General features: G+C 59.7%; 15 protein-coding genes and 1 tRNA gene. 3 read left to right on the top strand and 13 right to left on the bottom strand.

Annotation, left to right across the window (positions count from 1 at the left end; all coding sequences use genetic code 11):
• Positions 1–44: 44 nt before the first annotated feature.
• The 7 genes from hscB to trmJ all read right to left on the bottom strand — a co-directional run bounded on the left by hscB (position 45) and on the right by trmJ (position 4,955).
• Positions 45–566: a co-chaperone HscB gene (gene hscB, locus J3P93_RS05600; protein ID WP_434595703.1), complete on the bottom strand. Its 522-nt coding sequence runs from the start codon at positions 564–566 to the stop codon at positions 45–47.
• Positions 567–574: 8 nt separating this feature from the next.
• Positions 575–898 (bottom strand): iron-sulfur cluster assembly protein IscA, encoded by a 324-nt coding sequence (iscA, locus tag J3P93_RS05595; protein WP_030139597.1) that lies wholly within the window; start codon positions 896–898, stop codon positions 575–577.
• Positions 899–922: 24 nt separating this feature from the next.
• A complete protein-coding gene (iscU, locus tag J3P93_RS05590; RefSeq protein WP_003227907.1) occupies positions 923–1,309 on the bottom strand; it encodes a Fe-S cluster assembly scaffold IscU in 387 nt (128 codons plus the stop codon).
• A 101-nt stretch (positions 1,310–1,410) separates the two neighbouring features.
• Complete coding sequence (locus tag J3P93_RS05585) at positions 1,411–2,625, bottom strand: IscS subfamily cysteine desulfurase (RefSeq protein ID WP_434595700.1); 1,215 nt, start codon at positions 2,623–2,625, stop codon at positions 1,411–1,413.
• 47 nt (positions 2,626–2,672) lie between these two features.
• Positions 2,673–3,164: a Fe-S cluster assembly transcriptional regulator IscR gene (iscR, locus tag J3P93_RS05580; RefSeq protein WP_003227911.1), complete on the bottom strand. Its 492-nt coding sequence runs from the start codon at positions 3,162–3,164 to the stop codon at positions 2,673–2,675.
• 240 nt (positions 3,165–3,404) lie between these two features.
• Positions 3,405–4,181 (bottom strand): serine O-acetyltransferase, encoded by a 777-nt coding sequence (gene cysE, locus J3P93_RS05575; RefSeq protein ID WP_336355386.1) that lies wholly within the window; start codon positions 4,179–4,181, stop codon positions 3,405–3,407.
• 3 nt (positions 4,182–4,184) lie between these two features.
• A complete protein-coding gene (trmJ, locus tag J3P93_RS05570) occupies positions 4,185–4,955 on the bottom strand; it encodes a tRNA (cytosine(32)/uridine(32)-2'-O)-methyltransferase TrmJ (protein ID WP_090286037.1) in 771 nt (256 codons plus the stop codon).
• A 145-nt stretch (positions 4,956–5,100) separates the two neighbouring features.
• Here trmJ and suhB point away from each other — a divergent pair, with 145 nt between their 5' ends.
• Entirely contained in the window at positions 5,101–5,919 is an 819-nt protein-coding gene (suhB, locus tag J3P93_RS05565) for a type III secretion system regulator SuhB (RefSeq protein ID WP_203419392.1), read from the top strand.
• A 245-nt stretch (positions 5,920–6,164) separates the two neighbouring features.
• Here suhB and J3P93_RS05560 read toward each other — a convergent pair whose 3' ends face one another.
• From J3P93_RS05560 to queA, 6 genes are all read right to left on the bottom strand, one after another.
• A complete protein-coding gene (locus tag J3P93_RS05560) occupies positions 6,165–6,713 on the bottom strand; it encodes a glycine zipper 2TM domain-containing protein (RefSeq protein WP_007956693.1) in 549 nt (182 codons plus the stop codon).
• A gap of 121 nt (positions 6,714–6,834) precedes the next feature.
• Positions 6,835–7,749 carry a protein translocase subunit SecF gene (secF, locus tag J3P93_RS05555; RefSeq protein ID WP_434595696.1) on the bottom strand — a complete coding sequence of 305 codons (915 nt, stop codon included), beginning with the start codon at positions 7,747–7,749 and terminating at the stop codon, positions 6,835–6,837.
• 9 nt (positions 7,750–7,758) lie between these two features.
• Positions 7,759–9,627, bottom strand: a complete 1,869-nt coding sequence (gene secD / locus J3P93_RS05550; protein WP_093098565.1) for a protein translocase subunit SecD — start codon at positions 9,625–9,627, stop codon at positions 7,759–7,761.
• A 65-nt stretch (positions 9,628–9,692) separates the two neighbouring features.
• On the bottom strand, positions 9,693–10,031 hold the full coding sequence (gene yajC / locus J3P93_RS05545) for a preprotein translocase subunit YajC (protein WP_016773317.1): 339 nt from the start codon (positions 10,029–10,031) through the stop codon (positions 9,693–9,695).
• A gap of 43 nt (positions 10,032–10,074) precedes the next feature.
• Positions 10,075–11,190 (bottom strand): tRNA guanosine(34) transglycosylase Tgt, encoded by a 1,116-nt coding sequence (tgt, locus tag J3P93_RS05540; protein ID WP_160768392.1) that lies wholly within the window; start codon positions 11,188–11,190, stop codon positions 10,075–10,077.
• A gap of 14 nt (positions 11,191–11,204) precedes the next feature.
• Positions 11,205–12,269: a tRNA preQ1(34) S-adenosylmethionine ribosyltransferase-isomerase QueA gene (queA, locus tag J3P93_RS05535; protein ID WP_434595693.1), complete on the bottom strand. Its 1,065-nt coding sequence runs from the start codon at positions 12,267–12,269 to the stop codon at positions 11,205–11,207.
• Positions 12,270–12,377: 108 nt separating this feature from the next.
• On the opposite strand from queA, the gene J3P93_RS05530 reads away from it, so the two are divergent.
• Positions 12,378–12,462, top strand: a tRNA-Leu gene (locus J3P93_RS05530).
• Between the two features lie 93 nt (positions 12,463–12,555).
• Complete coding sequence (locus J3P93_RS05525; protein WP_203419407.1) at positions 12,556–12,885, top strand: hypothetical protein; 330 nt, start codon at positions 12,556–12,558, stop codon at positions 12,883–12,885.
• Positions 12,886–12,903: the final 18 nt, after the last annotated feature.

Below are 12,903 nucleotides of genomic sequence, written 5' to 3'. Positions count from 1 at the left end.
AGGTCTTGTCTGTCTATCAGGCGTGCAATCAGGGCAGCACTGGGTTAATCGTCGAGGCGCTCTTCTAGCTGGCGCACTTCGTAGGTGAGCTTGTCGAGGAACTGCATGCGCCGCATCAGGCGTTCGGCCTGTTCGCGTTGCGCTGCGTCATCCCAACAGGCTGCGAAGCTTTCATTGAGCTGTTCCTGAGCGGCCTTGAGGCGACGCTTGAATACCGCGACACCATCGAGATCGGCACTGTCCTGCAGGTCTTCGAGCTCTTCGCGCCATTGCATCTGCTGCAAAAGAAACTCGGGATCGTGGACGGTGACTTCCATCGGCACTTCATTCCCGCTGATCTTCAGCAGGTAGCGCGCACGCTGGGCCGGGCTCTTGAGCGTCTGGTAGGCGTCGTTGAGCCGTGCCGACTGCTCGAGCGCCGAACGCTGCTCGCGCTCGGAAGCGTCGGCAAAGCGGTCAGGGTGAACCCCGCGCGCCAGCTCGCGATAGCGCGTGGCCAACTGCTCGAGATCCAGGCGGAAGCTCGGTTGCAGCTCGAATAAAGCGAAATGACAAGGAATACCCACGACAAGCCTCAGATGTTGAAGCTTTCGCCGCAGCCACATTCACCGCGTACGTTGGGGTTGTTGAACTTGAAGCCTTCGTTCAACCCTTCCTTGACGAAATCGAGCTCGGTGCCGTCCAGGTAGGTCAGGCTTTTCGGGTCGATGATCACTTTCTGACCATGACTTTCGAAAACCTGATCGTCTTCACCGACTTCGTCGACGAATTCCAGTACATAGGCGAGGCCGGAACAGCCCGTGGTGCGCACACCCAGGCGGATACCCTCGCCCTTGCCGCGCCCCGCAAGGGAACGCTGCACATGCTTAGCTGCCGCTTCTGTCATCTGGATTGCCATGAAAACTCCTTACCGTAACGCGGATCAGATCAAGCCTTTCTTCTGCTTGTAATCGCGAACAGCCGCTTTGATAGCGTCTTCAGCCAGTACCGAGCAGTGGATTTTCACTGGCGGCAAGGCCAGTTCTTCGGCCAGCTGAGTGTTCTTGATGGTTTCGGCTTCGTCCAGGGTCTTGCCCTTCATCCACTCGGTGGCGAGGGAGCTGGAAGCGATAGCCGAACCGCAGCCGTAGGTCTTGAACTTGGCGTCTTCGATAACGCCCTGGTCGTTGACCTTGATTTGCAGACGCATCACGTCGCCGCACGCCGGTGCGCCGACCATGCCGGTGCCGACATCAGGGTCTTCCGCGTTCATCTTGCCGACGTTGCGCGGGTTTTCGTAGTGGTCGATGACCTTTTCGCTGTAAGCCATGATTCTCAATCCTCACTCATCAGGGCCGCTCTTGAGCCCCTGCAACTGCGCTGCGTGAACCGCCGCGTCGCTACAGGACCTGTATCCGGCGGCTTCTTTGGTTAGTGTGCCGCCCACTCGATTTTCGAGATATCGACGCCATCTTTGTACATGTCCCACAGCGGCGACAGAGCGCGCAGCTTGGTAACGGCCTCGCAGACTTTCTGCGCGGCGTAGTCGATTTCTTCTTCGGTGGTGAAGCGGCCGAAGGTAAAGCGGATCGAGCTGTGTGCCAGTTCGTCGTTGCGGCCCAGGGCGCGCAATACGTACGAAGGCTCCAGCGACGCCGAGGTGCACGCCGAACCGGACGAAACCGCCAGATCCTTGAGTGCCATGATCAGCGACTCGCCTTCAACGTAGTTGAAGCTCAGGTTCAGGTTGTGCGGAACGCGCGCGCTCAGGCTGCCGTTGACGTACAACTCTTCCAGATGCTCGACCTGCTTGTAGAAACGGTCGCTCAAGGCTTTGATGCGTACGTTTTCAGCGGCCATGTCTTCTTTTGCCACACGGAACGCTTCGCCCATGCCGACGATCTGGTGGGTCGCCAGGGTGCCGGAACGCATGCCACGCTCGTGACCGCCGCCGTGCATGGTCGCTTCGATGCGCACACGTGGCTTGCGGCTGACGTACAGCGCGCCGATGCCTTTAGGACCATAGGTCTTGTGGGCGGAGAACGACATCATGTCGACTTTCAGTTTCTGCAGGTCGATGTCGACCTTGCCAGTGGACTGAGCGGCGTCGACGTGGAACAGCACGCCCTTGGAGCGCAGCAGTTCGCCGATTGCAGCGATGTCGTTCACAGTGCCGATTTCGTTGTTCACGTGCATCACCGACACCAGAATCGTGTCTTCGCGCAGTGCCGCATCGATCATCGCCGGAGTGATCAGACCGTCTTCGGTCGGCTCCAGGTAGGTCACTTCGAAACCTTCACGCTCCAGTTGGCGCATGGTGTCGAGTACGGCCTTGTGTTCGATCTTGCTGGTGATCAGGTGCTTGCCCTTGGAGGCGTAGAAATGTGCCGCACCCTTGATTGCCAGGTTGTCGGACTCGGTAGCACCGGAGGTCCAGACGATTTCGCGCGGATCGGCATTGACCAGATCGGCCACCTGACGACGGGCGTTTTCGACCGACTCTTCAGCCTTCCAGCCGAATACGTGAGAGCGCGACGCCGGGTTGCCGAAGTTTCCGTCAACCAGCAGGCATTCACTCATTTTTTGCGCAACACGCGGATCAACCGGGGTGGTCGCAGAGTAATCAAGGTAAATCGGCAATTTCATGGACTATCTCCTAAATCAGGGCTGGCGTGCCGTTGGCTCTCTGGCGGTCATTCGACGGCGGACGCTTCAATCTTGTCCAGGCGTGGCGCCTTGCTGTTGCAACGGCGCTGGTCCTGACGCTGGGCTACTTCTTGCACCTCACGGCGAGTCACAAGATCAGCCAAGCTGATACCACTTAGAAATTCGTGAATCTGCAGGCTCAGGTCGCACCACAGATGGTGGGTCAGGCAGGTGTCGCCGGAATGGCAATCGCCCTGGCCCTGGCACTTTGTGGCGTCAACCGATTCGTTCACCGCATCGATCACCTGGGCGACCTGGATGCCCTGCATGTCGCGGGACAACTGGTAGCCACCACCCGGACCGCGAACACTGGAAACCAGGTTGCTGCGACGCAGTTTGGCGAACAGCTGTTCGAGGTAGGACAGGGAGATGCCTTGGCGCTCGGAGATATCGGCCAGGGACACCGGCCCGTGCTGCGCGTGCAACGCCAGGTCAAGCATGGCGGTCACGGCGTATCGGCCTTTTGTAGTCAGTCGCATGGACAGTTACCACGGAGTTCAGAATGGGCGGGAGTATGCGATTCCCGAGCATTTAAGTCAACTATAAGACCTAGTGCTTTAGTCGGGTTTACCCGCAAAAGAGCGCGCGCACTATAGCAAAGGCCCGCGGCGTACAGCCAGCGCAACCGTGTAATCGTTCATCGCGAGCAGGCTCACTCCTACAGGGGAACGCATTTCAAAATGTAGGAGTGAGCCTGCTCGCGATAGCAGCACCGCGATTTAACTGACTTGACTCTGATCCTTGCCCTTCACACAGGCGAAGTCTTCTTCACGCAGCTCAGGCAGATCTTTCGCACAGTAATTGCTACCCAGATCCTTCAACGCGCCGCACATGCCTTCCAGACGCCCGTCGACCGCTTGCAGGTGATCGAGCAACTGGCCAATGGCGCGCGCCACCGGGTCGGGCATGTCTTCGCTGACGCCATAAGCATCGAAACCGATCTTCTCGGCCATGGCCTTGCGCTTGGCGTCCTGCTCTTCATCGGACTTGACGATGATGCGCCCTGGAATCCCCACCACAGTGGCACCCGGCGGTACCTCCTTGGTCACCACTGCATTGGAACCGACCTTGGCGCCAGCACCGACCGTAAAAGGACCCAGCACTTTGGCGCCCGCACCGACCACCACACCATCACCCAGCGTCGGATGGCGCTTGCCCTTGTTCCAGCTGGTGCCGCCGAGGGTCACGCCCTGATAAATGGTCACGTCGTCGCCGATCTCGGCGGTCTCACCGATAACGATGCCCATGCCGTGATCGATGAAGAAACGCCGCCCGACCTTCGCGCCCGGATGAATCTCGATGCCGGTCAGCCAGCGGCCAAAGTTCGACACCAGTCGCGCCAGCCACTTCAGATCGTTGCGCCAGAGCATGCCGGCCAGACGATGAATCCAGATCGCATGCATGCCGGGGTAGCAGGTCAGGACTTCAAAAGCGTTACGCGCCGCCGGGTCTCGATGGAATACGCTCTGGATATCTTCACGCAAACGCTCAAACATCATTCAGTCCTTCCGCTTAAGAAGCTCACCACGGGCCGCTTTCTGGGTTTCCGTGAGAATGCCCCGCAAAATATTCATTTCCGCCCGGCTGACCGAGCTGCGTCCGTACAACCGGCGCAGGCGCGCCATCAAGTGCCGAGGCTTTTCCGGATCGAGAAATTCGATCGCGACCAGCGTCTGCTCCAGGTGCTCATAAAAGCGCTCCAGCTCATCCATGGTCGCCAGTTCGGCGCTTTTCACCGACGCGACTTCTTCTTTCTCGACCTTGCTCGGCTGACCCTGCGAGGCCAGCCAGGCCATGCGCACTTCGTAGCTCAACACCTGCACCGCCGCCCCGAGGTTCAGCGAACTGAACGTCGGGTCGGAAGGGATGTGCACGTGGAAGTGACATCGCTGCAGCTCTTCGTTGGTCAGGCCGGAATCTTCACGACCGAACACCAAAGCGATTTCGGCGCCCTGCCCGGCTTCTTCGATAACCTTGGTTCCGCATTCACGCGGATCGAGCAGCGGCCATGGGATACGCCGATCCCGCGCACTGGTCCCGAGGACCAGATTGCAGCCGACCAAGGCGTCTTCCAAAGTGGCGACGACTTGCGCGTTTTCAAGGATGTCTCCGGCACCGGATGCGCGGGCATCGGCTTCATGGTGCGGAAACTGGCGTGGCTCGACCAGCACCAGACGCGACAGACCCATGTTTTTCATGGCGCGCGCGGCCCCGCCGATGTTGCCGGGGTGACTGGTATTGACCAGGACGACACGAATGTTCTGCAGCAAGGGAGGCGCTCTCGGACATTGGAAAGGGGGGCAAATCTTACAGAACAGCCTACCGTTAAGCTATGAAAGCGAACAGCGTCCTTCACCTGAAGAAAAGTTCTGATAGAATGCGCGGCTTTCTTTAACAACCTTAGGTGACACATCCATGCAGCCCATGCTGAATATCGCGCTGCGCGCCGCCCGCAGCGCCAGTGAACTGATCTTCCGCTCCATCGAGCGCCTGGATACCATCAAGGTCGACGAAAAAGACGCCAAGGATTATGTATCCGAGGTTGATCGCGCCGCTGAACAGAAAATCATCGATGCCCTGCGCAAGGCTTACCCGAATCACTCGATCCAGGGTGAAGAGACGGGCCTGCACGCCGGCACCGGCATCGAAGGCGAAGAGTACCTGTGGATCATCGATCCGCTGGACGGCACCACCAACTTCCTGCGTGGCATTCCGCACTTCGCGGTCAGCATCGCCTGCAAATACCGTGGTCGCCTGGAACACGCCGTGGTTCTGGACCCGGTGCGCCAGGAAGAATTCACCGCCAGCCGTGGTCGCGGCGCACAACTGAACGGTCGTCGCCTGCGCGTCAGCGGCCGCACCAGCCTCGACGGCGCCCTGCTGGGTACCGGCTTCCCGTTCCGCAACGACCAGATGGACAACCTCGACAACTACCTGGGCATGTTCCGCTCCCTGGTCGGCCAGACTGCCGGCATCCGCCGCGCTGGCGCAGCGAGCCTGGACCTGGCCTACGTGGCTGCCGGTCGTTTCGATGCGTTCTGGGAGTCGGGTCTGTCCGAGTGGGACATGGCAGCAGGCGCCCTGCTGATTCAAGAAGCCGGCGGCCTGGTGAGCGACTTCACCGGCGGTCACGACTTCCTTGAGAAAGGCCACATCGTTGCCGGCAACACTAAATGCTTCAAGGCAGTCCTGACGGCGATCCAGCCGCACCTGCCGGCTTCGCTGAAGCGCTAAGCTGACGGCGAAACGCAAAAAGCACCCTTCGGGGTGCTTTTTTTATGCCCACAAATTGCCTGACACACCACAAACCCAATGTAGGAGCGAGCCTGCTCGCGATAGCGGTGTTTCAGCCACCACCTGTTTTGAACGATAAATAGCTATCGCGAGCAGGCTCACTCCTACAAGGGATTGTGGTGATGCTTAAATCCCAGGCACAAAAAAAGCACCCCGCAGGGTGCTTCTTTTAAAACCGTAAAACCTTACTGACCCGGCTCGTTCTGCGACAGGATCAGCTTGCCTTCCTTGTCGACCGGAATCTGATTGCCCGGATCGCGGTCCATCCGCACTTTGCCTTCCTTACCATCGAGCGAGTAACGCACGTCGTAACCGACGACCTTGTCGCTGATGTCATTGACCGTGTTGCAGCGGGTTTGCGTGGTGGTGTAGGTGTCACGCTCCTGCATGCCCTCCTGCACCTTGTTGCCCGCGTAACCGCCACCGACCGCACCGGCCACCGTGGCAATTTTCTTGCCGGTGCCGCCGCCAATCTGGTTACCCAGCAAACCACCGGCCAGCGCGCCGACCACGGTCCCAGCGATCTGGTGTTGATCTTTTACCGGCGCCTGACGGGTCACCGTTACATCCTTGCATACTTCACGTGGAGTCTTGATCTGTGTCTTGACCGGCTCAACGGCTAGCACTTGCGCATACTCAGGGCCGCTTTTAACCAGGCTGTAGGTGGCAACAGCACCCCCGGCTGTAACACCGACAGCACCCAATACCGCACCAACCAGCAACGACTTGTTCACATGAACCTCCTGACCATCACATGCGGGACGCGCCCGCGCTTCTCCCAGCCTTGGAGCACAAAAAAAGGCGCGAGTTCAACTCGCGCCTTTCGTGGCCTGACAGCCGGGATTTCGAGGGCCGTTATGGACGGTCGTCGACTTCCTGCTCGGTATTGGCCGGAGGAATCAGATCCTCGGTGGTCAGGTTCAGCCAGATCAGCACCACGTTGGCGATGTAGATCGACGAGTACGTACCTGCCAGCACGCCGATGAACAGCGCGATGGAGAAGCCGAACAGGTTGTCGCCGCCGAAGATCAGCAGCGCCGCGATCGCCAGCAAGGTCGAGATCGACGTCGCCATGGTGCGCAGCAGGGTCTGGGTGGTCGAGATGTTGATGTTCTCGATCAGCGACGCCTTGCGCAGGACACGGAAGTTCTCGCGCACCCGGTCGAACACGACGATGGTGTCGTTTAGCGAGTAACCGATGATCGCCAGTACCGCCGCCAGCACCGTCAGGTCGAAGGTGATCTGGAAGAACGACAGGATACCGATGGTGACGATCACGTCGTGGATCAGCGACACGATGGCGCCGACCGCGAACTTCCACTGAAAGCGGAAAGCCAGGTAGATCAGGATGCCGCCGAGCGCCAGGAGCATGCCGAGGCCGCCCTGGTCGCGCAGTTCTTCACCGACCTGCGGGCCGACGAACTCGACACGCTTGACCGTCGCCGGGTTGTCGCCGCCGACTTTCTGCAGCGCTTCCGCGACCTGATGGCCGAGCTGCGGGTCTTCACCCGGCATGCGCACCAACAGGTCAGTCGTGGCGCCGAAGTTCTGCACGACGGCTTCGTGGTAACCCGAAGTCGCCAACTGCTCGCGGACCTTGGTGACATCGGCCGGACGCTCGTAGGTCAGCTCGATGAGCGTACCGCCGGTGAAGTCCAGGCCCCAGTTCATGCCTTTGGTGACAACGCTGAATACCGCCAGCAGGGTCAGAAAAACCGTGACGCCGAACGCGAAGTTGCGAACGCCCATGAAGTTGATAGTACGTAACATGGCAGCCCCTTAAATCCACAACTTCTTGAAGTCACGCCCGCCAAAGATCAGGTTGACCATTGCGCGGGTCACCATGATGGCCGTGAACATCGAGGTAAAGATCCCGAGGGACATGGTCACTGCGAAACCCTTCACCGGGCCGGTGCCCATAGCGAAGAGAATGCCGCCGACCAGCAAGGTGGTCAGGTTGGCGTCGAGAATCGCGGTGAATGCCCGGCCGAAGCCTTCGTTGATTGCGCGCTGCACGGTCATGCCGGCGGCGATCTCTTCACGGATCCGCGAGAAGATCAGCACGTTGGCGTCGACCGCCATACCCATGGTCAACACGATACCGGCGATGCCCGGCAGGGTCAGCGTGGCACCCAGCAGCGACATCAGCGCCAGCAACAACACCATGTTCACCGCCAGCGCGACGGTGGCGATAACGCCGAAGAAGCGGTAGATGGCGATGATGAACAGCGACACGAACAGCATGCCCCACAGCGACGCGTCGATACCTTTGGTGATGTTGTCAGCACCCAGGCTCGGACCGATTGTGCGCTCTTCGGCGAAGTACATCGGCGCCGCCAGACCACCGGCACGCAGCAGCAGCGCCAGCTCGGACGATTCGCCCTGGCCGTTCAGGCCGGTGATACGGAACTGCGCACCCAGCGGCGACTGAATGGTCGCCAGGCTGATGATCTTCTTCTCTTCCTTGAAGGTCTGCACCGGCACGTCTTTCTCGACGCCGTTGACGACCTGCTTGGTGTAAGTCGTCACCGGGCGCTGCTCGATGAAGATCACCGCCATGCTGCGACCCACGTTAGAACGGGTCGCGCGGCTCATCAGCTCGCCACCGTGGCCATCCAGACGGATGTTCACTTCTGGCGTGCCGTGCTCGCCGAAACCGGCCTTGGCGTCGGTGACCTGGTCACCGGTGATGATCAGGCCGCGTTCGATCTGCGCCGGCGGACGATTGCCTTCACGGAATTCAAACGACTCGGAAGTGGCTTTTGAAGCGCCCGGCTCAGCGGCCAGACGGAACTCGAGGTTGGCCGTCTTGCCGAGAATACGCTTGGCTTCGGCAGTGTCCTGCACGCCTGGCAGCTCAACCACGATGCGGTTGGCGCCCTGACGCTGAACGATCGGTTCGGCAACACCCAGCTCGTTGACTCGGTTACGTACCGTGGTCAGGTTCTGCTTGATGGAGTATTCACGGATTTCCGCCAGCTTGGCCGGGGTCATCGCCAGACGCAGCACCGGTTGACCGTTGAGGTCGGCCGGAACAATGTCGAAATCGTTGAAGTTCTTGCGGATCAGGCTGCGAGCCTGTTCGCGGCTGTCTTCGTCAGCGAAGCCCAGCTGAATGGCACCGCCCAGTTGCGGCAGGCTGCGATAGCGCAGCTTCTCTTTGCGCAGCAGGCTCTTGACGTCGCCTTCGTAGACTTTCAGGCGTGCATCGAGGGCTTTGTCCATGTCCACTTCAAGCAGGAAGTGCACACCACCGGACAAGTCCAGACCCAGCTTCATCGGGTGCGCGCCCAGATTGCGCAGCCATTGCGGAGTGGTCTGTGCCAGGTTCAGCGCAACGACGTAGTCATCACCCAATGCCTTGCGCACAACGTCCTTGGCCGGCAGCTGATCTTCAGCCTTGCCCAGACGGATCAGACCGCCCTTGCCGCCCGAGGTCAGCGTGGCTGCCTTGACGTTGATGCCGGATTCTTTCAGCGCCGTGCTGACGCGATCCAGATCGGCCTGATTGACCTGCAGGGCCGTGCTGGCGCCGCTGATCTGAATGGCCGGGTCATCGGGGTAAAGATTGGGAGCGGAATAAATCAGACCGATCGCCAGCACCGCCAGGATCAGAATGTATTTCCACAGAGGGTATTTGTTCAGCATCACGCCGCCCGTTATGAACGCGGGGCGCCTTGCGCGCCCCGTCGATTGAGTAGAAGTTGTTGCTCTTAGATCGCTTTCAGCGTGCCTTTTGGCAGCGTGGCGGCGATGGCGCCTTTCTGGAACTTCATTTCAACGGTGTCGGAGACTTCCAGAACCACGAAGTCATCGGCAACCTTGGTGATCTTGCCGGCGATGCCGCCAGTGGTCACGACTTCGTCGCCTTTCTGCAGGCTGCTCAGCAGGTTCTTCTGCTCTTTGGCGCGCTTGGCCTGTGGACGCCAGATCATCAGGTAGAAGATGACCAGGAAGCCGACCAGGAAAATCCACTCGAAGCCGCCGCCCATTGGGCTTGCAGCAGCCGGTGCAGCTGCGTCAGCCATGGCGTTAGAGATAAAAAAGCTCATTTAGCACTCCAGTTGCAAATGTTGAATCTTGGGGTCAGAAAACTCAGTCCAAAGGCGGAACGGGAAGCCCGCGTTTGGCGTAGAAGGCATCGACAAAGGCGGCCAATGTACCCTGTTGAATAGCCTCGCGCAAACCAGCCATCAGCACCTGATAATGGCGCAAGTTATGGATGGTATTGAGCATGCTGCCGAGCATTTCGCCGCACTTGTCCAGGTGATGCAGATAAGCGCGCGAGAAGTTCTGGCAGGTATAGCAATCGCAGGTCGGATCCAGCGGCGATTCATCATGGCGATGGAACGCGTTACGGATCTTCAGCACGCCAGTATCAATGAACAGATGCCCATTGCGGGCATTACGGGTTGGCATCACGCAATCGAACATGTCCACACCGCGGCGCACACCCTCAACCAGATCTTCCGGTTTGCCAACGCCCATAAGGTAACGAGGTTTGTCAGCGGGCATCTGGCCCGGCAGGTAATCGAGCACCTTGATCATTTCGTGCTTCGGTTCACCCACCGACAGGCCGCCAATGGCGAGGCCGTCGAAGCCGATCTTGTCGAGGCCTTCGAGCGAGCGCATGCGCAGGTTTTCATGCATGCCGCCCTGGACGATGCCGAACAGCGCCGCCGTGTTGTCGCCATGGGCATTCTTCGAACGCTGCGCCCAGCGCAACGACAGTTCCATCGACACCCGCGCGACATCTTCATCGGCCGGGTACGGCGTGCATTCGTCGAAGATCATCACGATGTCGGAGCCGAGATCGCGCTGCACCTGCATCGACTCTTCCGGGCCCATGAACACTTTCGCGCCATCGACCGGCGAGGCGAAGGTCACGCCCTCCTCCTTGATCTTGCGCATCGCACCGAGGCTGAACACCTGGAAGCCGCCGGAGTCCGTCAGGATCGGGCCTTTCCATTGCATGAAATCATGCAGGTCGCCGTGCTCCTTGATCACCTGCGTGCCGGGACGCAGCCACAGGTGGAAAGTGTTGCCCAGAATGATCTCCGCGCCCGTGGCGACGATGTCACGCGGCAACATGCCCTTGACCGTGCCGTAGGTGCCGACCGGCATGAACGCCGGGGTCTCGACGGTGCCACGGGGGAAGGTCAGGCGACCACGGCGAGCCTTGCCATCGGTGGCCAGCAGCTCAAAGGACATTCGACATTCGCGACTCATTCTGTTTCCTCTGGGCCTGATTGTTCAGGGGCAGTTGGAGCGGGATTGCGGGTGATGAACATCGCATCACCGTAGCTGAAAAAGCGGTAACCGTTGTCGACCGCGGCTTTGTAGGCAGCCATGGTTTCCGGGTAACCGGCAAATGCCGAAACCAGCATCAACAGCGTGGATTCCGGCAAATGGAAATTGGTCACCAGGGCATCGACCACATGAAACGGCCGGCCCGGGTAGATAAAGATGTCGGTGTCGCCACTGAACGGCTTGAGTACACCATCACGCGCCGCACTCTCCAGCGAACGCACACTGGTCGTGCCGACCGCCACCACTCGACCACCGCGCGCACGGCATGCCGCTACGGCATCGACCACGTCCTGGCCGACTTCCAGCCATTCAGTATGCATGTGGTGATCTTCGATCTTGTCGACGCGCACTGGCTGGAACGTCCCCGCACCGACGTGCAGTGTGACGAACGCCGTCTCGACGCCCTTGGCCGCAATCGCTTCCAACAACGGCCGATCGAAATGCAGCCCCGCCGTCGGCGCCGCCACCGCGCCCAGACGCTCGGCGTACACGGTCTGATAACGCTCGCGATCCGAGCCCTCATCCGGGCGGTCTATATAAGGAGGCAACGGCATGTGCCCGACACGATCGAGCAGCGGCAGCACTTCTTCAGCGAAGCCCAGCTCGAACAACGCATCGTGGCGCGCCAGCATCTCGGCTTCGCCACCGCCGTCGATAAGGATCTTCGAACCCGGCTTCGGCGACTTGCTCGAGCGCACATGCGCCAGCACGCGGTGGCTGTCGAGCACGCGCTCAACCAGAATTTCCAGCTTGCCGCCGGACGCTTTCTGCCCGAACAGCCGCGCCGGAATCACCCGGGTATTGTTGAACACCATCAAATCGCCCGGGCGTAAATGCTCAAGCAAATCAGTGAATTGACGGTGTGCCAGGGCGCCGCTCGGCCCATCGAGGGTCAGCAGGCGACTACCGCGACGCTCGGCCAAAGGATGGCGGGCGATCAGCGAATCAGGAAGCTCGAAAGTAAAGTCAGCAACGCGCATGATGGGGTTCGTCTAGCAGGGCCGGAAAGTCTAGCGGAAATATCAAAAATTGACCATGAAACGTGATTGACCAACGGTAATGACCTCTCTATACTTCGCCGCCATTGAGCCCTGATGGCGGAATTGGTAGACGCGGCGGATTCAAAATCCGTTTTCGAAAGGAGTGGGAGTTCGAGTCTCCCTCGGGGCACCAAAATTAAGAAAGGTCTTGCTTTGCAAGGCCTTTTTTTTCGTCTGGCGGAAAGTGCCGCTCGCCTGCCGACGAGATACTCAAAAGGTCGACCCCATGGAAACCTCGCTGGAAACCATCGCCCTCTTCTCCCTCAAACTCGCCTACGAGGAGGAAGGCCTGAGCCCGATTTTGCGTGATGACATGGTCATGGGCGATTACCAGAAAGACATTTTCGAGCTGTTGGTCAAGCGCGGCGATGTGCAGGCGATTCAGTTCAAGATGAACGAATGCCTGAGCCTGGCGATGGATGCGTTGGGCGGTGTCGAGAAGCCGTTGGGGCGAGAGTTGAGCAAGTTGTCGGCGCAGTTGAGTCAGGCGCAGTCGCTGGAGCAGTTGGGGCAGCCGCTGCTCGCGATCAAGGGGTATTTGCGCGACATTCTTTGAATGCCGCGCGGGCATTGC

It is taken from the genome of Pseudomonas sp. R3-57 (assembly GCF_051132065.1).
Classification (GTDB): Bacteria; Pseudomonadota; Gammaproteobacteria; order Pseudomonadales; family Pseudomonadaceae; genus Aquipseudomonas.
Note: the sequence above shows the minus strand (reverse complement) of the source record. Positions and strands in the feature narration are given on the sequence as shown.

What these genes read in the sequence shown, in the direction of transcription:
- iscA (WP_030139597.1), bottom strand. Translation starts at nt 898, where the DNA reads ATGGCAATCCAGATGACAGAAGCGGCAGCTAAGCATGTGCAGCGTTCC.
- iscU (WP_003227907.1), bottom strand. Translation starts at nt 1,309, where the DNA reads ATGGCTTACAGCGAAAAGGTCATCGACCACTACGAAAACCCGCGCAAC.
- J3P93_RS05585 (WP_434595700.1), bottom strand. Translation starts at nt 2,625, where the DNA reads ATGAAATTGCCGATTTACCTTGATTACTCTGCGACCACCCCGGTTGAT.
- iscR (WP_003227911.1), bottom strand. Translation starts at nt 3,164, where the DNA reads ATGCGACTGACTACAAAAGGCCGATACGCCGTGACCGCCATGCTTGAC.
- cysE (WP_336355386.1), bottom strand. Translation starts at nt 4,181, where the DNA reads ATGTTTGAGCGTTTGCGTGAAGATATCCAGAGCGTATTCCATCGAGAC.
- suhB (WP_203419392.1), top strand. Translation starts at nt 5,101, where the DNA reads ATGCAGCCCATGCTGAATATCGCGCTGCGCGCCGCCCGCAGCGCCAGT.
- secF (WP_434595696.1), bottom strand. Translation starts at nt 7,749, where the DNA reads ATGTTACGTACTATCAACTTCATGGGCGTTCGCAACTTCGCGTTCGGC.
- secD (WP_093098565.1), bottom strand. Translation starts at nt 9,627, where the DNA reads ATGCTGAACAAATACCCTCTGTGGAAATACATTCTGATCCTGGCGGTG.
- yajC (WP_016773317.1), bottom strand. Translation starts at nt 10,031, where the DNA reads ATGAGCTTTTTTATCTCTAACGCCATGGCTGACGCAGCTGCACCGGCT.
- tgt (WP_160768392.1), bottom strand. Translation starts at nt 11,190, where the DNA reads ATGTCCTTTGAGCTGCTGGCCACCGATGGCAAGGCTCGCCGTGGTCGC.
- queA (WP_434595693.1), bottom strand. Translation starts at nt 12,269, where the DNA reads ATGCGCGTTGCTGACTTTACTTTCGAGCTTCCTGATTCGCTGATCGCC.
- J3P93_RS05525 (WP_203419407.1), top strand. Translation starts at nt 12,556, where the DNA reads ATGGAAACCTCGCTGGAAACCATCGCCCTCTTCTCCCTCAAACTCGCC.